A 19,307-nucleotide genomic window follows, 5' to 3' on the forward strand; every position below is an offset into this window, starting at 1 on the left:
GTTTACGTTTTTTTATGCTGCCGTTAACCTTTATTTAAAGAATTATTCACCTCCTTTCTGACCATTTCGCTTTATCACATAGACAAAACCTGCATAAAAAATTGATAAAAGGCGTTTTTTAATCTGGGCTATAGCCTCAAACCTTAGCTAAAGTTATTCTTGCGAAACTTCTATAGCGAGCTTGATGGCAGGGAGGGTGACCTCTCTTCTTCATTTGTATCAAATGAAAAGGTATGCACATTTCAGGCATGTTTTAAACCACGCCTAATGGGTTCATTTGTTAACGGATTTCAGAAGGAAAGCGATGATGACCGCCTTAAAGAAAAAATGGCTATCGGGTCTGGTTGCGGGTGCTCTGATGGTCGTCTCTGTCGGCACGCTCGCTGCCGAACAAAAAACGCTGCACATTTATAACTGGTCAGATTATATCGCGCCGGACACGGTGGCGAACTTTGAAAAAGAGACCGGGATTAACGTTATCTATGATGTCTTTGACTCTAACGAAGTGCTGGAAGGCAAGTTAATGGCAGGCAGCACCGGGTTCGATCTGGTGGTGCCATCGGCCAGTTTTCTTGAGCGCCAGCTCACCGCGGGCGTTTTTCAGCCGCTGGATAAAAGCAAACTTCCCGGCTGGAAAAACCTCGATCCTGAACTGCTGAAACTGGTAGCGAAGCACGATCCTGACAACAAATACGCCATGCCCTATATGTGGGCCACGACGGGCATTGGCTATAACGTTGATAAAGTGAAAGCGGTGCTGGGGGATGATGCGCCAGTGAATAGCTGGGATTTAGTCCTCAAGCCGGAAAATCTGGAGAAGCTAAAAAGCTGCGGCGTCTCTTTCCTTGATGCGCCTGAAGAAATTTTTGCCACCGTGCTGAACTATCTGGGTAAAGATCCGAATAGCAGCAAAGCGGATGACTACACCGGCCCGGCAACCGATCTGTTGTTGAAGCTACGGCCAAACATTCGCTATTTCCACTCCTCGCAATACATTAACGATCTGGCTAATGGCGATACCTGTGTGGCCATCGGCTGGGCGGGCGATGTCTGGCAGGCCGCTAACCGGGCGAAAGAGGCGAAAAATGGCGTCAATATCTCTTTCTCGATCCCCAAAGAGGGGGCAATGGCGTTTTTTGATGTGTTTGCCATGCCGGCTGACGCCAAAAATAAAGACGAGGCCTACCAGTTCCTTAATTATCTGCTGCGCCCTGATGTGATTGCCCATATTTCCGATCACGTTTTCTACGCCAATGCGAATAAAGAGGCGACGGCGCTGGTCAGCCAGCAGGTGCGCGATAACCCGGGAATTTATCCGCCGGCGGATGTGCGGGCCAAGTTGTTTACCCTGAAAGTGCAGGAGCCGAAGATTGATCGCGTCCGCACCCGCGCATGGACGAAGGTGAAAAGCGGTAAGTAATTGATTAACGGTATGGCCTGATAAGCATGCGCTATCGGGCATTCCACCGTTTGTATCGTTTGATTGTGTTATGCCGGAGAGCGCCTTGTGAATGATGTCCCCCACCGCCCGCAGGTGAAAACCCGTAAAGCGCTGACGCCGCTTCTGGAAATTCGCAACCTGACGAAGTCATTCGACGGGCAACATGCTGTCGATGATGTCAGTCTGACTATCTATAAAGGCGAGATTTTTGCCCTGCTGGGCGCGTCAGGTTGTGGAAAATCGACTCTGCTACGGATGCTGGCAGGTTTTGAACCGCCGAGCAGCGGGCAAATTATGCTCGACGGCGTCGATCTGGCGCATGTTCCGCCGTATCAGCGTCCGATTAATATGATGTTTCAGTCCTATGCGTTGTTTCCGCATATGACGGTAGAGCAGAACATCGCTTTTGGTCTGAAGCAGGACAAACTGCCGAAGGCGGAGATTACCAGCCGCGTCAATGAGATGCTGGGTCTGGTGCACATGCAGGAGTTTGCGAAACGTAAGCCGCATCAGCTTTCCGGCGGTCAGCGCCAGCGCGTGGCCCTGGCGCGCAGCCTGGCGAAACGTCCTAAGCTGCTCTTGTTGGATGAACCGATGGGCGCGCTGGATAAAAAATTACGCGACCGGATGCAGCTTGAAGTGGTGGATATCCTTGAGCGCGTCGGCGTGACCTGCGTCATGGTGACGCACGATCAGGAAGAAGCGATGACGATGGCGGGGCGCATTGCCATCATGAACCGTGGAAAATTTGTGCAAATTGGCGAACCGGAGGAGATTTACGAGCATCCGACGACCCGCTATAGCGCCGAATTTATCGGATCGGTAAATGTTTTTGAGGGCTTACTGAAAGCGCGTGAGGAGGACGGTCTGGTCATTGACGCGCCCGGTTTGGTTCATCCGTTAAAAGTCGATGCAGATGCCTCTGTCGTTGATAATGTGCCGGTATATGTGGCGCTACGTCCGGAAAAAATCATGCTGTGTGAGTCGCCGCCTGCCGATGGCTATAATTTCGCCGTCGGCGAAGTGGCGCATATTGCGTATCTCGGCGATCTGTCTATTTATCATGTGCGGCTAAAAAGCGGGCAGATGATCAGCGCTCAACTGCAGAATGCGCACCGTTACCGGAAAGGGTTACCGACCTGGGGCGATGAAGTGCGTTTGTGCTGGGAAGCGGATAGCTGCGTGGTCCTGACGGTATAAGGGGGAAACATGAGCACACTTGAACCTCCGGCACGCATCAGTAAACATGGCGGCGCGGCGCTATGGTTGGCGCGAATGCAAATGAAACATGGGCGTAAGCTGGTTATTGCTTTGCCTTATATCTGGCTCATTCTGCTGTTTTTACTGCCGTTTCTTATCGTCTTTAAGATAAGCCTAGCGGAAATGGCGCGGGCGATCCCGCCGTATACCGATCTGCTGGAATGGGCTGACGGTCAGTTGTCGATTACGCTCAATCTCGGTAATTTTTTGCAACTGACCGACGATCCGCTTTATTTCGAAGCCTATCTGCAATCGTTACAAATTGCCGGTATTTCCACAATCTGCTGCCTGCTGCTGGGCTACCCGCTGGCGTGGGCGGTGGCGCACAGCAAGCCCTCCACGCGCAATATCCTGCTGCTGCTGGTGATCCTGCCCTCGTGGACGTCTTTTTTAATACGCGTCTATGCCTGGATGGGCATTTTGAAAAACAACGGCGTGCTGAACAATGTGTTGCTGTGGCTCGGGGTTATCGATCAGCCGCTGACGATCCTGCACACTAACCTGGCCGTCTATATCGGCATTGTTTATGCGTATCTGCCGTTTATGGTTCTGCCCATTTATACCGCATTAACGCGTATTGATTATTCGCTGGTGGAAGCGTCGCTGGATCTCGGCGCCCGACCGCTGAAAACATTTTTTAGCATCATTGTCCCGCTCACCAAAGGCGGAATCATCGCCGGCTCGATGCTGGTTTTTATCCCGGCGGTGGGCGAGTTTGTGATCCCGGAACTGCTTGGCGGGCCGGACAGTATCATGATTGGTCGCGTCCTGTGGCAGGAGTTTTTCAATAACCGCGACTGGCCGGTGGCTTCTGCGGTCGCCATTATTATGTTGCTGCTGCTGATAGTCCCGATCATGTGGTTCCATAAACATCAGCAAAAAAGTGTGGGGGAGCACGGATGAATAACTTACCGGTCGTTCGCTCGCCCTGGCGCATTCTGATTCTGGTGCTGGGGTTTACTTTTCTCTATGCGCCGATGTTAATGTTGGTGATTTACTCGTTTAACAGTTCGAAGCTGGTGACGGTGTGGGCGGGATGGTCGACGCGCTGGTATGGCGAGCTCTTTCGGGATACCGCCATGATGAGCGCAGTGGGACTAAGCCTGACAATTGCCGCCTGCGCGGCGACGATGGCGGTGGTGCTCGGTACTATCGCCGCGGTGGTGATGGTGCGATTTGGACGATTTCGCGGCGCAAACGGCTTTGCGTTTATGATCACCGCGCCGCTGGTGATGCCGGATGTGATTACCGGGCTGTCGCTGCTGCTGCTGTTTGTCGCGCTCGGTCATGCTATCGGCTGGCCCTCCGATCGCGGGATGCTGACCATCTGGTTGGCGCACGTCACTTTCTGTACCGCCTATGTGGCAGTGGTGATCGCTTCGCGATTACGCGAACTGGATCGTTCGATTGAAGAGGCGGCGATGGATCTTGGCGCGGCGCCGTTGAAGGTCTTTTTCGTCATTACGTTACCGATGATCATGCCAGCGGTGATCTCGGGCTGGCTGTTGGCCTTTACGCTTTCCCTTGACGATCTGGTGATTGCCAGCTTCGTTTCCGGTCCCGGCGCCACCACGCTACCGATGCTGGTTTTCTCCAGCGTGCGCATGGGCGTGAACCCGGAAATCAACGCGCTGGCGACGTTAATCCTCGGCGTGGTAGGAATCGTCGGATTTATTGCATGGTACCTGATGGCGCGAGCGGAAAAACAGCGGATTCGCGATATCCAGCGTGCAAGACGCGGCTGAAGCCACTAAAATCTTCCACTATGGCAATGCGTTGCCGCGCGGGTCGCGGCATCATTTTCAGGGAAGACATTCATTGGGATTTATAAAGCAATCAACCTCATCACATGCCCGTTTAAATGTGCCTACGCTGGTGCAGGTTGCGGCTATGGCGATTATTTTGATTCGCGGTCTCGATGTGCTGATGATTATGAATACCCTCGGCATACGCGGGATGGGCGAGTTTATTCATCGCAGCGTGCAGACGTGGAGCTTAACCCTGGTCTTTCTGGCCAGTTTAGTGCTGGTCTTTGTTGAAATTTATTGTGCGTTTTCGCTGGTGAAAGGCCGTAGCTGGGCGCGCTGGGTGTACCTGGCGACACAAATTATTGTGAGCGGATATCTGTGGGCGGCGTCGTTAGGCTACGGATATCCGGAGTTGTTTAGCATCGCGGGAGAATCGAAGCGTGATATCCTGCATTCCCTGGTCATGCAAAAACTCCCCGATCTTTTAATTCTGTTTCTGCTGTTTATTCCCGCTCCCAGCCGTCGGTTCTTCCGGCTGCAATAATGTGTATAATCGTCGCCCCGGATAATATGAAGGTTTTTTGGTATGCAGTGCGCACTCTATGACGCGGGTCGCTGCCGTTCCTGTCAATGGATTACGCAGTCGGTTAACGAACAACTTTCCGCAAAAACAGCCGATTTACATCGTTTGCTCGCCGGGCTGCCTGTTGAACAGTGGTGCGCGCCGATTGGCGGCCCGGAACAGCATTTCCGCAACAAAGCGAAAATGGTCGTGAGCGGTAGTGTAGAAAAACCGCTCTTCGGGATGCTGCATCGCGACGGTACGCCGGTCGATCTTTGCGGCTGCCCGCTGTATCCCGCCTCCTTTGCCCCCGTATTCAGCGCGCTAAAACCTTTTATTGCCCGTGCCGGACTCACGCCTTATAACGTGGCGCGAAAACGCGGCGAACTGAAATACCTGTTGCTGACGGAAAGCCAGTTCGATGGCGGTATGATGCTACGCTTCGTGTTGCGTTCAGAAACCAAACTTACGCAACTGCGCGCGGCGTTACCGTGGCTGCGCGCGCAACTGCCGCAGCTCAGAGTGATCACCGCAAATATCCAGCCGGTACATATGGCGATTATGGAAGGGGAGACGGAAATCTACCTGACGGATCAGCAGGCGCTGGCGGAACGTTTTAACGATGTGCCGCTGTGGATTCGTCCGCAAAGTTTCTTTCAGACCAACCCTACGGTCGCCAGCCGATTATATGCAACGGCGCGCGATTGGGTAGGGCAACTGCCGGTACGCCATATGTGGGATCTTTTTTGCGGAGTGGGCGGATTCGGCCTGCACTGCGCGACGCCGCAGATGCAATTAACCGGTATTGAGATCGCGCCGGAGGCGATTGCCTGCGCGAAGCAATCCGCTGCCGAGCTGGGATTGACCCGCCTTCATTTCCAGGCGCTGGATTCCACCCAATTCGCCACCGCACAAGGCGAAACGCCCGACCTGGTGTTGGTGAATCCTCCCCGCCGCGGCATTGGCAAGCCGTTGTGCGATTACCTTGCACAAATGGCGCCGCGTTTTATTATTTATTCGAGCTGTAACGCGCAGACGATGGCGCAGGATATTCGTCATCTGCCGAACTACCGTATTCAACGTGTTCAGCTTTTCGATATGTTCCCGCATACCGCGCATTATGAAGTGTTAACACTGCTTTGCAGGCTGTAGCGCCAAAAGCCAGACATACAAAATATCTATATTAACTATCTAATTATCCATAAATAATAATAACCATGATCGATCGATAAAAAACTCCGATCGATCGTGGTTATATATTACCCTATTTTTGCAAATCAAATCACAAATAATCACTTTAAATCTTTTAATGACTAATTTTGATTATTACAGTGCGTGTAAGGCAAAATTAGACAAGGTGGTTTATCGGGTAACTTTCAATAGCATCAGCGAAGCAATACGTAACGTCAGTAAAGGGGTCAATCATGACAACGAATAGGCACGCTTATGGAGGGCGTTCAGACGATGTTTGCCAAATTTATAGATGTTATTCAAACGTTTTTAACTGAACCGGCAATATTAATTGGGATATTAGTCGGTGTTGGCTATGCGCTGGATAAAAAGACGCCTATAAAAATTATCACCGGTATGATCAGCGCGATGGTCGGTTTGATGATGGTGTTATTTGGCGGCTTTCAATTTTCAGCCACTTTTAAACCGGTTGCAGAGGCAGTCAGCAAAGCTTATGGCGTGCATGGATACTTAATGGATTCATACGCCATGAAAGCCGCGACGCAAATAGCGCTGGGCGATAATTTCGGCTATGTAGGATACGTTTTTGTACTGGCGTTTTTTACTAACCTGTTATTAGTTTTATTTGGCCGTTATACCGGCGCAAAAGGTATATTTCTTACCGGTAATACCGGGGTCTCTCATTCACAGGCGGTACTGTGGTTAATCGTCTTCTGGCTGGGGTTCGGTTGGGTACAATCCATTGTGATTGCCGGGGTATTGACCGGGGTCTTTTGGGCGTTTTCAACTACGCTTATTGTTAAACCCATCGCCAAAGTGACCAATAACGCCGGTTTTACCATCGCGCATAACCAGATGTTGGGACTGTGGTTTTTCTCGAAATTCGCGCATAAATTCGGCGATCCGGAAAAGCATGACGCCGAAAACCTGAAACTTCCCGGTTGGTTAGCCATTTTTAACCACAACGTGACGGCAATCGCCATTGTGATGACGCTCTTCGTTGGCGGTTTTTTATTGGCGACAGGGATCGATAACGTACAGTTAATGGCGAAAGGCAAACCCTGGTATATCTATATCATCAATCTGGGCCTGCAATTCTCTATGTATATGGTCATCTTGCTGCAGGGCGTGCGGATGATGGTAGGCGAAATTAACGGTTCGTTTAAAGGATGGCAGGATCGCTTTATTCCTAACGCTATACCGGCTGTGGATGTTGCTGCTTTATTACCTTTTTCGCCGAACGCGGCCACGCTGGGATTCGTCTTTTGTACCTTCGGCACGATTTTTTCCATGGGCATTCTGCTGCTCATCCATAGCCCTATTATGGTATTGCCTGGTTTTGTTCCGCTCTTCTTTTCCGGCGGTCCCATCGGCGTATTAGCCAACCGAATGGGGGGATATCGTTCCGTTATTATTTGTACTTTCCTTCTAGGGATTATTCAGACTTTCGGTACGGTATGGGCCATTCCTTTAACCGGGCTGGCAAAAGAAGGCGTGGGCTGGACGGGAATATTTGACTGGGCGACTCTGTGGCCTGCAATTTGTGAATTACTGAAATTTATTGCTTCAACGTTCCATCTTGGTCCTTATTCCATTTAATTGATTCGGTTTATATAAAGGATTTTATTATGAAAGATTCTGTAAATATTTTATTCGTATGCGGTTATGGTGTAGGCAGTAGCGTAATGTTACAGACTGTTGTTAAAAAAGCGTTAGCAAAATATGACTTCTCTTTTGATATGGAGCATACGGCAGCGGGAGAGGTCGGTGGATTTACCGACTGGGCAGATATTTATGCGATTTCGAAAAAATTGCTTGATGTTGTTAGCCTCGATCCTAAACACGGACAATATCTCATTCCCATTGAAAATATCATGGATGGCGAATCAATAGGTAAACAGATTTACGATGTGGTAGAGAAAAATTTTCCGCACCTGCTCAACAAATGAGGGTGAGTCATGAAAGCGATTATTCTGCTGTTTGACAGTCTGAATAAAAACTATTTGCCGCCCTATGGTGATTTGCTAACGAAAGCGCCTAACTTTCAACGCCTGGCGGCACATGCCGCCACCTTTGACAATAGTTATGTCGGCAGTATGCCCTGTATGCCAGCCCGTCGGGAACTGCACACCGGGCGCTATAATTTCCTGCATCGTGAGTGGGGGCCGCTGGAACCCTTTGATGATTCCATGCCGGAATTATTGAAAAAAGCAGGGATCTACACCCATCTTATCAGCGATCATCTGCATTACTGGGAAGACGGCGGCGGTAACTACCATAACCGCTATAGCTCCTGGGACGTAGTACGCGGTCAGGAGGGCGATCACTGGAAGGCAAGTGTTGGCGAGCCGCCCATTCCGGAAGTACTGCGCGTTCCACAAAAACAAACCGGAGGCGGCGTTTCCGGGCTATGGCGTCATGACTGGGCGAACCGCGAATACATCCAGCAGGAAGCCGATTTTCCCCAGACGAAAGTTTTTGACGCCGGGTGCGATTTTATCCATAAAAATCATGCCGAAGATAACTGGTTATTGCAGGTTGAGACGTTTGATCCGCATGAGCCGTTTTATACCACCGAGGAATATTTATCGCTCTATGACGATGAGTGGCAAGGCCCGCATTATGACTGGCCGCGCGGCAAAGTCAGTGAAAGTGAGGAGGCGATAGCGCATATTCGCTGTCGTTATCGGGCCCTGGTTTCCATGTGCGACCGCAATCTGGGACGTATCCTTGATCTGATGGATGAACACGATCTCTGGCGCGATACGATGCTGATTGTCGGTACCGATCACGGCTTCTTGCTGGGGGAGCACGGTTGGTGGGCTAAAAATCAAATGCCCTATTATAACGAGGTGGCGAATAACCCGCTGTTTATCTGGGACCCGCGCAGCGCGGTATGCGGAGCGCGACGGCAGTCGCTGGTGCAGATGATTGACTGGGCGCCAACGCTACTGGATTATTTTCAGCAACCTATTCCCGCAGATATGCAGGGCCAACCGCTGGCGAAAGTCATTGCCAGTGATGAACCCGTCAGGGAAGGCGCGCTGTTTGGCGTGTTTAGCGGACATGTTAATGTTACCGACGGACGCTATGTTTATATGCGGGCCGCGCAGCCGGGGCGTGAGCATGACATTGCGAACTACACGTTAATGCCGATCAAGATGAATGCGCGTTATGAAGTGGATGAACTGGGAAAATTATCTCTGGCACCTCCGTTTAAATTCACTAAAGGGCTTCAGGTATTACGTATTCCGGCCAGGGAAAAATATAAAGGTGTGAATAGCTTTGGTCATCTCTTGTTTGATCTCAGAGACGATCCGCAGCAGCAACATCCTATTCATGATGAGGCCATCGAAGCAAGGATGATCAACTTACTTATCCGTTTGATGAAAGAAAATGATGCTCCGGCGGAGCAGTATCGCCGTCTGGGTCTGGATGTTATCTAAAAACGTAACAATGTTGTAAGCCGGGTACGCGTCAGCGTCACCCGGCAAGTATTAGTCCGAATCGCCTGTTGATGCAGGCGTTTGAGACTGATGACAAACTGTAGCATGCTCAATGGCGCTGCGCTTATCAGGCCAGGATAGTTTCCTGATGGCGACCCGTGGGCTGAATAAGGTATTTATACTGCCATTTCGCAACACGGTAGGCTAATCACATACGTCTTACTGCGGGAACCACTGATCGCTAATTTTCTGATAAGTGCCGTCCGCTTTAATGGCGGCCAGCGCATTATTCAGTTTTTCCAGCAACGCCTTATTGTCCGGGCGCACCGCGATGCCAAGTCCGGTACCGAAGTATTGCGGATCGGTCACTTTCTCTGTTGCCGGACCCAGTTGCGGATTCGTTTTCAGCCACTCATTGACCACTGCGGTATCGCCAAAGACACCGTCAATACGGCCATTTTTCAGGTCGATAATCGCATTCTGGTAGCTGTCGTAGGCCACGGTTTTGACCTCCGGATGTTTATCCTGGAGATATTTTTGATGCGTGGTGCCATTTTCCATACCGATACGCTTACCTTTTAGATCGGTAAAGGTTTTATAGGTGTCTTTTTTGGCAATCACCAGCGCGGAGTTCGCATAATAGGGATTGCTAAAGGCGACCTGCTTACTGCGCTCCGGGGTAATGTCCATTCCGGAAATGACGGCATCATATTTTCTGAATTTCAGCGCCGGGATAAGACTATCGAAAGCATGATTGGTAAAAGTACATTCTGCCTGCATTTGCTTGCATAATGCGGTTGCCAGATCGATATCGAAGCCCACAATTTTATTACTCGCATCCAGGGATTCAAACGGGGGATAGGTGGCGGAAACCCCGAAATTGATTTTTTCAGCGGCGATGCTGCCAGTGGCGAAAGAGGCGAGTAATGCGGCCAGAACTAACTTTTTCATGATGTCACTCCCGTAATCTTATGATTATGCGCCGTGTCTGCGGCATAGATTTACAATGCCATCAATTGAATTTGTATGCAATAAAAATGATTAAATATTTTGAAATGGATAAAAAAAGACGGACAGGTTAACCACTTGTCCGTCGGATTTATTCAATATTATGCATCGTAGGCTTGATAAGCGCAGCGCCATCTGACCATTGTCGAACGGCGGCGAGAATGCCTTATCCTGCCTGGTTAATTGCGCCGCTCAAACGCCAGGGCTTTACGCTCAATCAACCGCATCATCAGCGTCAATAGACCGTTGACGACCAGGTAAATTACGCCTGCCGCGCCAAATACCACCACATCGTAGGTACGACCATAGAGCAACTGACTGTACCCCATGACTTCCATCAAGGTGATGGTATAGGCCAGCGAGGTACTTTTGAAGACCAGTACCACCTCATTAGAATAGGAGGAGAGGGCGCGTTTAAACGCATAGGGCAACAAAATCGCCAGCGTATCTTTCTTACTCATCCCCAGCGCGCCACAGGACTGCCACTGACCTTCCGGAATCGCGCGAATCGCGCCATAAAATAGCTGCGTGGTATAAGCGGCGCTGTTTAGCGACAACGCGATCAGTGCGCACAGCCACGGTTCAGACAGTAGATGCCAGAGTAGCGGATACTCTTGCAGCGTCGGGAATTGACCGGGTCCGTAGTAGATTAGGAAAATTTGCACCAACAACGGCGTACCGGTAAACAACGTGATATAGCCGCGCACCAGCCACACCACGAACGGCGTTTTTAGCGTCAGGATAATGGTAAAAACTAACGCCAGCACCAAAGCGACGGCAATAGAAGCCACGGTCAGCGTCAGGCTGGTGTGTAGCCCTTTTAGCAGTTCAGGTAAATACTCAAGCATTAGTCCGGCCTCCGCTCAAAACGTGTCGCGCGCAGGTCTATGCGTTTGAGAATGTACTGACTGATCAGCGTAATGACCAGGTAAATAGCCGCCGCAATAATGTACCAGTTAAACGGTTCCTGGGTGCGTGTGGCAATACTTTTGGTCTGCAACATCAGATCGTTAACGCTGATAAGGCTGACCAGAGCCGTATCTTTTAGCAACACCAGCCACTGATTACCCAGCCCTGGCAGGGCGTGACGCCACATCTGCGGCATCACCAGACGGAAAAAAATCGCCGTCTTTGATAATCCCAGTGCCTGACCCGACTCCCACTGACCAGACGGAACGGCTTTCAGCGCGCCGCGTAGCGTCTGCGACGCATAGGCCGCATACAGCAGGGACAACGCAATCACGCCGCACAGGAACGGACTGACGTCAAAGTTCTCAATCTCCATTTGCACCGGGATCTGCGTAAAGCCGAGATGGAGGGTAAACCCGTCAGACAGCGTAAGCAGGAGTTGCGAGGAGCCGAAATAGATAAACAGCACCACCAGAATTTCCGGCAGGCCGCGCAAAATAGTGACCAGCGCGGAGCCTATCCAGGCAATCGGGCGCCATTTTACGGACTCCCAGACGGCAAAGAACATGGCTAACGCGAGGCCAATGATCAGCGCACAGACGGCAAGGCCGACGGTCATCCCGGCGGCGCTTGCTAAAGGAAAAAATTCGTTCATCAAAGATTACTTCTGGAACCATTTGTTATAGATGGTCTCGTAAGTCCCATCTTTCTTCACTTTTTCCAGCGCAGTATTGAATTTCTGCTGCAGCTCGGTGTTGCCCTGACGTACCGCGATACCCAGGCCGGTGCCGAAATAATCTTTATCGGTGACTTTATCGCCGACCGGCGCCAGCTTAGGATTGGCTTTCAGCCATTCGGTCACGACCGCCGTGTCGCCGAAAACAGCGTCGATACGGCCATTTTGTAGATCCAGCTTCGCGTTCTGATAGCTGTCATACGGTACGGTGGTGATTTCCGGATGCTTATCCATGATGAATTTCTGGTGCGTCGTACCGTTCTGTACGCCGACTTTCTTGCCTTTCAGTTGATCAACGCTGGTGTATTTGCCCTGCTGACCCACGAACAGCGCGGAGTTGTCGTAATATGGCGTGGTAAACAGCACCTGCTTTTCACGTTCCGGCGTGATATCCATTCCCGCCATTACAGCGTCGAAGCGGCGGAATTTCAGGCTGGGGATCAGGCTGTCGAACGCCTGATTGGTAAAGGTACAGGAGGCGTCGATCTCTTTACATAGCGCGTTGGCCAGGTCGACGTCAAAGCCGACAATCTTGTTATTAGCATCCATCGATTCGAACGGCGGATAGGACGCTTCGGTCGCAAAACGAATGGTCTGGGCTGCTGTAGCGGAAAGGCTAAAGCCTGCAATTAGCGCGGCAATCAGAACTTTTTTCATTGTCATTGTCCCGAATCTTAGTGAGAGAGATAGTTTTTGAACGCTTCGGTCTGAGGGTGGGCAAAGCAACCCGCATCACCGTGCTCGACGATGTGACCATTTTCCATATAAATCACACGACTGGCGGTCTTACGCGCCACTTCGACTTCATGCGTAACGATCACCTGAGTAATGTTCGTTTCCGCCAGCTCATGAATAATGCTGACGATTTGAGCGGTAATTTCCGGGTCCAGCGCGGCGGTCGGTTCATCAAACAGCAGCACCTGCGGCTCCATCATCAGCGCGCGGGCAATCGCGACGCGCTGCTGCTGACCGCCGGAAAGATGCAACGGATAACGATCGCTATAGGGCTTCAGACGTAAACGCTCCAGCAGCTTTTCTGCGCGCGCCAGCGCCTGATCTTTTGTCAGACCCAGTACGCGGCAGGGCGCTTCAATCAGATTCTGCACAACGGTGAGATGCGGCCAAAGATTATATTGCTGAAAGACCATTCCGACATTTTGACGTAGCTCACGAATCGCCTTATCGGACGGCGTTTTCGTAAAGTCAAAATGGTTCCCGGCGATAGTCAGAGTGCCGGAGCGCGGCATCTCAAGCAGATTGAGTACACGCAGCAGCGAACTTTTACCCGCCCCGCTTGGGCCAAGCAACACCAGCGTTTCGCCTTCGGGGCAATCCAGCGTGATATCGAACAGCGCCTGATGCGCGCCGTAAAAGCAATTAATGCCGTTTAATTGAATACTCATTGACACTCGTATACAGGCAGTCTGATAGCTATTGAAGCCGCAGATAGTACCTTTCGCAGAATAGTTATGCAATATTTATGCGTTAAAAGTTAAATATATCCCACATTCTTTCGTAAACATAGCACAAAATAGCAGGAGGAATAGTAGGTAAGAAGAATTGTCGGCATCCCGGGCAGAATGCCAGACAATTTACGGGGTTATGGGTGCAAAAGCGGGGGAATACTGTCTGTTAACGGTTTTCTATCGACTGGCGCAGCGTACCGGCAGGGGCATGGACATCTCCGCCCAGATAGCGAACGTCGTCAATCACCCAGCATGAGCCTTCGTGAATCATAAGCACTTCATCCTGCCAGCTTTGATCGCCCTGTTTTAACGCCACCCGCAGAGGAATGTTGCGCGCATCTCGGTTCGGAATGGTTGATGCGCTGGCGACGTTGGCGCTATCCGGCAGCGTAGCGCGGCTGGAGAACAGATCGCCGCTCATCAACTGGCGGTGCTCCGTATCGCGGCTGGCGTCGGTCAACAATTTCGCCAGGTTATCACTCAAGTAGGGGCGAAGCGCGGCGATATCATTGCTGTGGTGTTGAATACGGTAGTCGTAAAATTGTTGAGCCACGCTGTCCGGGCCGCCTTCCACACACGCGCCGATACGCGGGCCATTATCTTTGTAGGCGGGAGTGACGGTCGTACAGGCGCTAAGCAGAAGCGCGCACGGGATGAGCAAAGAGAGTTTAGAATAGCGCATGATGATTTCCTTATAGGCGATCGAGCAAAAACCGATCTACGATAATCAATTATATCCTTTCAATGATAGCGTATCAGCTTGATAATGCGTTTGAGATCGTGTGCTTAGCTAACCCGGGAGATTCACTATGCAGTTTTCAACAACCCCAACGCTGGAAGGACAAAGCATCGTGGAGTATTGCGGTGTGGTAACGGGCGAAGCCATTTTAGGCGCCAATATTTTCCGCGATTTTTTCGCCGGCATTCGGGATATCGTCGGCGGACGTTCCGGCGCGTATGAGAAAGAGCTGCGTAAAGCGCGTGAAATTGCTTTTCAGGAACTTGGCGAGCAGGCTAAAGCGTTGGGCGCCGATGCGGTGGTAGGCATCGATATTGATTACGAAACTGTCGGCAAGGATGGCAGTATGCTGATGGTCAGCGTCAGCGGAACGGCGGTGAAAACGCGCCGATGAGAGCGCTACTGTGGCTGGTTGGTCTTGCGTTGCTGTTAACAGGCTGCGCGAGCGAAAAAGGAATTATCGATAAAGAGGGATATCAGCTTGATACCCGACATCGGGCGCAGGCGGCCTATCCGCGCATTAAAGTCCTGGTGATTCACTATACGGCGGAAAACTTTGACGTTTCGCTGGCGACGTTAACGGGCCGCAACGTCAGTTCGCATTACCTGATTCCCGCAACCCCGCCATTATATGGCGGTAAACCGCGCATCTGGCAACTGGTGCCGGAACAGGATCAGGCCTGGCATGCGGGCGTCAGTTTCTGGCGAGGCGCCACGCGTCTCAATGATACGTCTATTGGCATTGAGCTGGAAAATCGCGGCTGGCAAATGTCCGGCGGGGTGAAATCTTTCGCGCCGTTTGAATCCGCGCAAATTCAGGCATTGATTCCTTTAGCGAAGGACATTATCGCGCGCTATAACATCAAACCGCAGAATGTGGTGGCCCATGCGGATATCGCGCCGCAGCGTAAAGACGATCCCGGCCCGCGCTTCCCGTGGCGCGAGCTGGCGGCGCAGGGGATTGGCGCCTGGCCTGACGCCCAGCGTGTGGCGTTTTATCTGGCTGGACGCACGCCGTATACGCCAGTCGATACCGCAACGGTGCTTGCGTTACTCTCGCGCTATGGCTATGAAGTCAAAGCCGATATGACGGCGCGCGAGCAGCAGCGGGTGATTATGGCGTTCCAGATGCACTTCCGTCCGGCGCAATGGAACGGTATCGCAGATGCCGAAACGCAGGCGATTGCCGAAGCATTACTGGAGAAGTACGGCCAGGATTAACGCGGTAAATTTCCGTGATCGCGCAGCCAGGCGGCGGTGCGCTCAATGCCTTCATCCAGCGTGACGATGGGCTGGTAGCCCAACTCGTCCTGCGCGCGAGTCGTATCGAGCGTAAAATCAAAATTCAGTTTTGACACGCCGTAATGCGTTAGCGGAGGCTCTTTGGCGGATTTTTTGCCGAAGCGCTCCATACTGCGGGCGATCATATCCAGCATCGGGTAAGGCACAGAGCGAATGCGGCAGTCGATAGACAGTTCATCAATTAACTTTTGTACGATGCTGCGTAAGGTGCGGTTTTCGCCGTTAGTGATGTTATAAGCGCGGCCAGAAGGCAGATGATCGCAGCCCGGCTGGCTGGCCAGCCACATGGCGTGGATCGCATTTTCATAGTAGGTCATATCGACCAGCGCGCTGCCCCCGTGCGGTAATAAGACGCTACCGTAATGGTGCATCATATGCGCCAGACGTGGGATAAATACTTTATCGTGCGGGCCAAACAGGCTTTGCGGACGCAACACCGTAAAACGTGTTTGCGGATTGGCCTGCGCCAGCAGATTAATCACCTCTTCACCGGCGGCTTTACTGCGGGCGAACTCATTGGCAAACCGATGCGGACGGAAATCCTCTTTGATATCACGGTGATGGTGGTAATCAAAATAGAGCGAGGGAGAGGAGATATGAATAAAATTGCGCACGCCCCAGGCGACCGCCCATTCTCCCAGGCGGCGGGTGGCGCGAACATTCGCCAGATCGAAAGCTTGTTGGGTTCCCCAGGGCGAGGTAAAGCTGGAGCAGTGCCACAACGTGTCGATCCCGGCGAGCATCACTTTAGCCTGCGAGGAGACCAGTTCGGTTAAATCCGCATGGACGAATTCCGCGCCCATTTTTTCAAGCAGCTTGCCCATCGCTTCATTGCGACCCGTCGCTCTGACGCTGATGCCTTTATTGCGCAAAAATTCAACCGCGTTTCGACCTAAGCCGCTGGTGGCGCCGGTAACCAGTACCTTCATATCAATCCACTGTGTTTAATAAACCGTCGTGCGCATTCTTCCGTGAATTACGTCGGTATGCAATGGGAAACACGAAAGAATACAGCAACTTTTTCTCATTTTTCTGTGATTTGTTCTGCAAGTCGGGCAATACGCCTTGCCATTCCCCGGAAAATAAACAGGTGCGCCGGGATCATCAGTAGCCAGTAAATCAGGCCCGGCATTCCGTGTGGATGCCACCAGGCGCGCACGTCAATTTCGCGGTAGCGACCTTTATCGTGCAGCGTGAAGCTAAGCCGCCCCAGACCCGGCGCTTTCATGCCAAACAAGAGCGTGAGCTGTTTTTCTGGTTCGACAATGATCACTTTCCAGCTATCTACCGTATCGCCAGGCTTGAGCAAAGTATGCGACGGGCGGCCTTTCGCCAGTTTATGCCCCACCAGACGGTCCATCCCGGCGCGCGTCTGCCACAAAATATTGCCGAAAAAATAGCCCTCTTTGCCACCCAGCCGATTTACGACCTGCCAGAGCGCCGATAGGCTGGCCGGGGTCTGCGCGGTAAAGCCCGCCTGCTTTGGAAAATAGCCGTATTCGGGACGCCAGCGGGCGAAGGCCAGCGCGTCGTAGCCCCAGTCGCTGGAGTTCACCAGTTTTTCTTCTTCTTTCAGCGTGCGGCGAACGGCGTCGTCAAAGGTGATAAGCGTTTGGGGGATCAACTTTTTTAACGCGGCGTCATCGGCCAGCAAATCGTGCCTTAACCCCTGGATTAAGGCTTTTGCGGTAGTCGGCGGCACGGAGGTAATGACGTTTAAAAACCAGACCGAAATCCAGCGGGTCGGAAAAGGCACCGGGATCAGCGGACGCCGTTTACCGCTGACGGCCATAAAACGTTCAAACTGCTGCTGATAGCTTAATACCTGCGGCCCGGCGGCTTCCAGAATACGATGCTCGTGCGCAGGGTGGTCCAGCAAGCCGACCAGGTAGTAGAGTAAATTTTCCAGAGCGATGGGCGTGGTGCGCGAACGCACCCAGCGCGGCGGCGTGAGTATTGGCAGGTTGTAAACCATGTCACGCATGACTTCGAAGGCGGCGGAGCCTGCGCCGACGATGATCCCGGCGCGTAATTCCGTCACCGGTACGCCTGCGTCGCGCAGCGTGTCAGCCGTAAGCTGGCGGGCGCGCAGGTGATCGGATTGCTCATGCGTCGGCGCCTGCAATGAACTGAGGAAAATAAGTTGTTTAACCGGCGTCTGGCGCAGCGCGTCGCGCACGTTGAGCGCCGCCTGACGTTCATGGGCGATAAAATCGCCGCCTTCGCCCATGCCGTGTACCAGATAGTAAACGGTATCAACGTCGCGAAGCAGCGCAGGTAAATTTTCCGGCCAGTGCAGATCGACCTTATGACAACTGACGTTGGCGAGGCGCTGTTTTTCCAGACGTTCCACGCGCCGCGCCGCCGCCCGCACCTGATGCCCTTGCTGACTTAGCGCACAGACCAGGTGCTGGCCGATATAGCCGCTGGCGCCGAGAACCAGAATGCGTTGCGCCACGTTGCTCTCCTTAGCGGGCTAAAAAGGCGCGCCAGTGGGCGACGACGTCGGCAAGCTGTTCGCGAGAAACATCCAGATGCGTCACCAGACGCACAATCGGCGCGGCGTTAATCAGGATATTCCGTTCCCGCAAATAGTCGCCAAGCGCGGCGGCCTGTGCTTCGCCAACGCGAACAAACAGCATATTCGTTTCGTGGCGCATGACCTCCGCGCCCGCTTCGCGAAGCTGCTGCGCCAGCCAGGCGGCGTTATCATGGTCCTCTTGCAGACGCGCCACGTTATGCTTCAGCGCATACAGTCCGGCCGCTGCCAGAATCCCGGCCTGGCGCATTCCGCCGCCGACCATTTTACGCCAGCGCGTCGCGCGTTTAATGTAATCGCGGTTGCCGACCAGCAGCGAACCGACCGGCGTTCCGAGACCTTTTGACAGGCAGATGGTAAAAGAGTCGCAATACTGCGTAATCTCTTTTAACTCACAACCGTAGGCAACCACCGCGTTAAAAATTCGGGCGCCGTCAACGTGCAGCGCCAGTCCACGTTCGCGGGTAAATGTCCAGGCGTCTTTCAGATACGCGCGCGGCAGCACTTTCCCGTTATGCGTATTTTCCAGACTGAGCAAGCGCGTGCGCGCGAAGTGGATGTCATCCGCTTTAATCTTCGCCGCCACGTTCTCCAGCGGCAGCGTACCGTCCGCGGCGGCGTCGATGGGCTGCGGCTGAATGCTGCCGAGCACCGCAGCGCCGCCAGCTTCATAGAGATAATTATGCGCGCCCTGACCGACGATATACTCTTCGCCGCGTTCACAATGGCTAAGCAGCGCGACCAGATTGGCCTGGGTGCCGGTGGGTAAAAAAAGCGCCGCTTCTTTACCGGAAAGGTCGGCGGCGTAGCGCTGAAGGGCGTTAACGGTAGGGTCATCGCCGTATACGTCGTCCCCGACCGGGGCGGTCATCATCGCCTCGAGCATGGCGCGGCTCGGTCGGGTAACGGTATCACTGCGTAAATCAATCATGGCACATCCCTGGATTTTAAAAGGTGATG

General features: G+C 52.5%; 20 protein-coding genes. 11 read left to right on the forward strand and 9 right to left on the reverse strand.

Annotated features, from left to right (window positions below; translation table 11 throughout):
* The first annotated feature begins 307 nt into the window (after positions 1 to 307).
* From potF to ACLJQJ_RS03435, 9 genes are all read left to right on the forward strand, one after another.
* Positions 308 to 1,420, forward strand: a complete 1,113-nt coding sequence (gene potF, locus ACLJQJ_RS03395; RefSeq protein WP_000125769.1) for a spermidine/putrescine ABC transporter substrate-binding protein PotF — start codon at positions 308 to 310, stop codon at positions 1,418 to 1,420.
* Positions 1,421 to 1,507: 87 nt separating this feature from the next.
* The gene (gene potG, locus ACLJQJ_RS03400; protein ID WP_001000698.1) at positions 1,508 to 2,641 is read left to right on the forward strand and encodes a putrescine ABC transporter ATP-binding subunit PotG; all 1,134 of its coding nucleotides are present in this window, start codon (positions 1,508 to 1,510) and stop codon (positions 2,639 to 2,641) included.
* A 9-nt stretch (positions 2,642 to 2,650) separates the two neighbouring features.
* Entirely contained in the window at positions 2,651 to 3,604 is a 954-nt protein-coding gene (gene potH, locus ACLJQJ_RS03405) for a putrescine ABC transporter permease PotH (protein ID WP_063809358.1), read from the forward strand.
* Positions 3,601 to 4,446 carry a putrescine ABC transporter permease PotI gene (gene potI / locus ACLJQJ_RS03410; protein WP_001061629.1) on the forward strand — a complete coding sequence of 282 codons (846 nt, stop codon included), beginning with the start codon at positions 3,601 to 3,603 and terminating at the stop codon, positions 4,444 to 4,446. The genes potH and potI overlap by 4 nt, the downstream gene beginning before the upstream one ends.
* 73 nt (positions 4,447 to 4,519) lie before the next feature.
* Complete coding sequence (locus ACLJQJ_RS03415) at positions 4,520 to 4,993, forward strand: YbjO family protein (RefSeq protein WP_000505788.1); 474 nt, start codon at positions 4,520 to 4,522, stop codon at positions 4,991 to 4,993.
* 42 nt (positions 4,994 to 5,035) lie between these two features.
* Positions 5,036 to 6,163: a 23S rRNA (uracil(747)-C(5))-methyltransferase RlmC gene (gene rlmC, locus ACLJQJ_RS03420; protein WP_001623325.1), complete on the forward strand. Its 1,128-nt coding sequence runs from the start codon at positions 5,036 to 5,038 to the stop codon at positions 6,161 to 6,163.
* 294 nt (positions 6,164 to 6,457) lie between these two features.
* Positions 6,458 to 7,801 (forward strand): PTS sugar transporter subunit IIC, encoded by a 1,344-nt coding sequence (locus tag ACLJQJ_RS03425; RefSeq protein WP_000399323.1) that lies wholly within the window; start codon positions 6,458 to 6,460, stop codon positions 7,799 to 7,801.
* Between the two features lie 29 nt (positions 7,802 to 7,830).
* On the forward strand, positions 7,831 to 8,151 hold the full coding sequence (locus ACLJQJ_RS03430; RefSeq protein WP_000655399.1) for a PTS sugar transporter subunit IIB: 321 nt from the start codon (positions 7,831 to 7,833) through the stop codon (positions 8,149 to 8,151).
* Between the two features lie 9 nt (positions 8,152 to 8,160).
* Complete coding sequence (locus ACLJQJ_RS03435; RefSeq protein ID WP_023232356.1) at positions 8,161 to 9,648, forward strand: sulfatase; 1,488 nt, start codon at positions 8,161 to 8,163, stop codon at positions 9,646 to 9,648.
* Between the two features lie 219 nt (positions 9,649 to 9,867).
* Here the strand turns inward: ACLJQJ_RS03435 and artJ are convergent, their stop codons facing one another.
* The 6 genes from artJ to ACLJQJ_RS03465 all read right to left on the reverse strand — a co-directional run bounded on the left by artJ (position 9,868) and on the right by ACLJQJ_RS03465 (position 14,449).
* Positions 9,868 to 10,599, reverse strand: coding sequence for an arginine ABC transporter substrate-binding protein ArtJ (gene artJ, locus ACLJQJ_RS03440; RefSeq protein WP_000737538.1), 732 nt, complete (start codon positions 10,597 to 10,599; stop codon positions 9,868 to 9,870).
* Positions 10,600 to 10,835: 236 nt separating this feature from the next.
* On the reverse strand, positions 10,836 to 11,504 hold the full coding sequence (gene artM / locus ACLJQJ_RS03445) for an arginine ABC transporter permease ArtM (RefSeq protein WP_000895396.1): 669 nt from the start codon (positions 11,502 to 11,504) through the stop codon (positions 10,836 to 10,838).
* Entirely contained in the window at positions 11,504 to 12,220 is a 717-nt protein-coding gene (gene artQ / locus ACLJQJ_RS03450) for an arginine ABC transporter permease ArtQ (RefSeq protein WP_001001677.1), read from the reverse strand. The genes artM and artQ overlap by 1 nt, the downstream gene beginning before the upstream one ends.
* Positions 12,221 to 12,226: 6 nt before the next feature.
* A complete protein-coding gene (gene artI / locus ACLJQJ_RS03455; protein WP_000756586.1) occupies positions 12,227 to 12,958 on the reverse strand; it encodes an arginine ABC transporter substrate-binding protein ArtI in 732 nt (243 codons plus the stop codon).
* Positions 12,959 to 12,975: 17 nt separating this feature from the next.
* Positions 12,976 to 13,704: an arginine ABC transporter ATP-binding protein ArtP gene (artP, locus tag ACLJQJ_RS03460; protein ID WP_000027186.1), complete on the reverse strand. Its 729-nt coding sequence runs from the start codon at positions 13,702 to 13,704 to the stop codon at positions 12,976 to 12,978.
* Positions 13,705 to 13,933: 229 nt separating this feature from the next.
* A complete protein-coding gene (locus ACLJQJ_RS03465) occupies positions 13,934 to 14,449 on the reverse strand; it encodes a lipoprotein (protein ID WP_001270724.1) in 516 nt (171 codons plus the stop codon).
* Positions 14,450 to 14,576: 127 nt separating this feature from the next.
* Between ACLJQJ_RS03465 and ACLJQJ_RS03470 the strand changes: the two genes are divergently transcribed.
* Positions 14,577 to 14,900 (forward strand): heavy metal-binding domain-containing protein, encoded by a 324-nt coding sequence (locus ACLJQJ_RS03470; RefSeq protein ID WP_001160725.1) that lies wholly within the window; start codon positions 14,577 to 14,579, stop codon positions 14,898 to 14,900.
* Positions 14,897 to 15,727 carry an N-acetylmuramoyl-L-alanine amidase gene (locus ACLJQJ_RS03475; RefSeq protein WP_063809359.1) on the forward strand — a complete coding sequence of 277 codons (831 nt, stop codon included), beginning with the start codon at positions 14,897 to 14,899 and terminating at the stop codon, positions 15,725 to 15,727. Before ACLJQJ_RS03470 ends, ACLJQJ_RS03475 begins: the two co-directional genes overlap by 4 nt.
* On the opposite strand, the gene ACLJQJ_RS03480 is transcribed toward ACLJQJ_RS03475, so the two are convergent.
* The 3 genes from ACLJQJ_RS03480 to ltaE all read right to left on the reverse strand — a co-directional run bounded on the left by ACLJQJ_RS03480 (position 15,724) and on the right by ltaE (position 19,278).
* Positions 15,724 to 16,737, reverse strand: coding sequence for an NAD-dependent epimerase/dehydratase family protein (locus ACLJQJ_RS03480; RefSeq protein ID WP_000866903.1), 1,014 nt, complete (start codon positions 16,735 to 16,737; stop codon positions 15,724 to 15,726). The genes ACLJQJ_RS03475 and ACLJQJ_RS03480 overlap by 4 nt on opposite strands.
* Positions 16,738 to 16,832: 95 nt before the next feature.
* Positions 16,833 to 18,266 (reverse strand): SDR family oxidoreductase, encoded by a 1,434-nt coding sequence (locus ACLJQJ_RS03485; protein ID WP_063809360.1) that lies wholly within the window; start codon positions 18,264 to 18,266, stop codon positions 16,833 to 16,835.
* A 10-nt stretch (positions 18,267 to 18,276) separates the two neighbouring features.
* On the reverse strand, positions 18,277 to 19,278 hold the full coding sequence (gene ltaE, locus ACLJQJ_RS03490; RefSeq protein WP_000566421.1) for a low-specificity L-threonine aldolase: 1,002 nt from the start codon (positions 19,276 to 19,278) through the stop codon (positions 18,277 to 18,279).
* Positions 19,279 to 19,307: the final 29 nt, after the last annotated feature.

Source organism: Salmonella sp. SAL04202 (assembly GCF_046550775.1).
Taxonomy (GTDB): Bacteria; Pseudomonadota; Gammaproteobacteria; order Enterobacterales; family Enterobacteriaceae; genus Salmonella; species Salmonella enterica.

What these genes read in the sequence shown, in the direction of transcription:
- potF (WP_000125769.1), top strand. Translation starts at nt 308, where the DNA reads ATGACCGCCTTAAAGAAAAAATGGCTATCGGGTCTGGTTGCGGGTGCT.
- potH (WP_063809358.1), top strand. Translation starts at nt 2,651, where the DNA reads ATGAGCACACTTGAACCTCCGGCACGCATCAGTAAACATGGCGGCGCG.
- potI (WP_001061629.1), top strand. Translation starts at nt 3,601, where the DNA reads ATGAATAACTTACCGGTCGTTCGCTCGCCCTGGCGCATTCTGATTCTG.
- rlmC (WP_001623325.1), top strand. Translation starts at nt 5,036, where the DNA reads ATGCAGTGCGCACTCTATGACGCGGGTCGCTGCCGTTCCTGTCAATGG.
- ACLJQJ_RS03425 (WP_000399323.1), top strand. Translation starts at nt 6,458, where the DNA reads ATGGAGGGCGTTCAGACGATGTTTGCCAAATTTATAGATGTTATTCAA.
- ACLJQJ_RS03430 (WP_000655399.1), top strand. Translation starts at nt 7,831, where the DNA reads ATGAAAGATTCTGTAAATATTTTATTCGTATGCGGTTATGGTGTAGGC.
- ACLJQJ_RS03435 (WP_023232356.1), top strand. Translation starts at nt 8,161, where the DNA reads ATGAAAGCGATTATTCTGCTGTTTGACAGTCTGAATAAAAACTATTTG.
- artJ (WP_000737538.1), bottom strand. Translation starts at nt 10,599, where the DNA reads ATGAAAAAGTTAGTTCTGGCCGCATTACTCGCCTCTTTCGCCACTGGC.
- artM (WP_000895396.1), bottom strand. Translation starts at nt 11,504, where the DNA reads ATGCTTGAGTATTTACCTGAACTGCTAAAAGGGCTACACACCAGCCTG.
- artQ (WP_001001677.1), bottom strand. Translation starts at nt 12,220, where the DNA reads ATGAACGAATTTTTTCCTTTAGCAAGCGCCGCCGGGATGACCGTCGGC.
- artI (WP_000756586.1), bottom strand. Translation starts at nt 12,958, where the DNA reads ATGAAAAAAGTTCTGATTGCCGCGCTAATTGCAGGCTTTAGCCTTTCC.
- artP (WP_000027186.1), bottom strand. Translation starts at nt 13,704, where the DNA reads ATGAGTATTCAATTAAACGGCATTAATTGCTTTTACGGCGCGCATCAG.
- ACLJQJ_RS03465 (WP_001270724.1), bottom strand. Translation starts at nt 14,449, where the DNA reads ATGCGCTATTCTAAACTCTCTTTGCTCATCCCGTGCGCGCTTCTGCTT.
- ACLJQJ_RS03470 (WP_001160725.1), top strand. Translation starts at nt 14,577, where the DNA reads ATGCAGTTTTCAACAACCCCAACGCTGGAAGGACAAAGCATCGTGGAG.
- ACLJQJ_RS03475 (WP_063809359.1), top strand. Translation starts at nt 14,897, where the DNA reads ATGAGAGCGCTACTGTGGCTGGTTGGTCTTGCGTTGCTGTTAACAGGC.
- ACLJQJ_RS03480 (WP_000866903.1), bottom strand. Translation starts at nt 16,737, where the DNA reads ATGAAGGTACTGGTTACCGGCGCCACCAGCGGCTTAGGTCGAAACGCG.
- ltaE (WP_000566421.1), bottom strand. Translation starts at nt 19,278, where the DNA reads ATGATTGATTTACGCAGTGATACCGTTACCCGACCGAGCCGCGCCATG.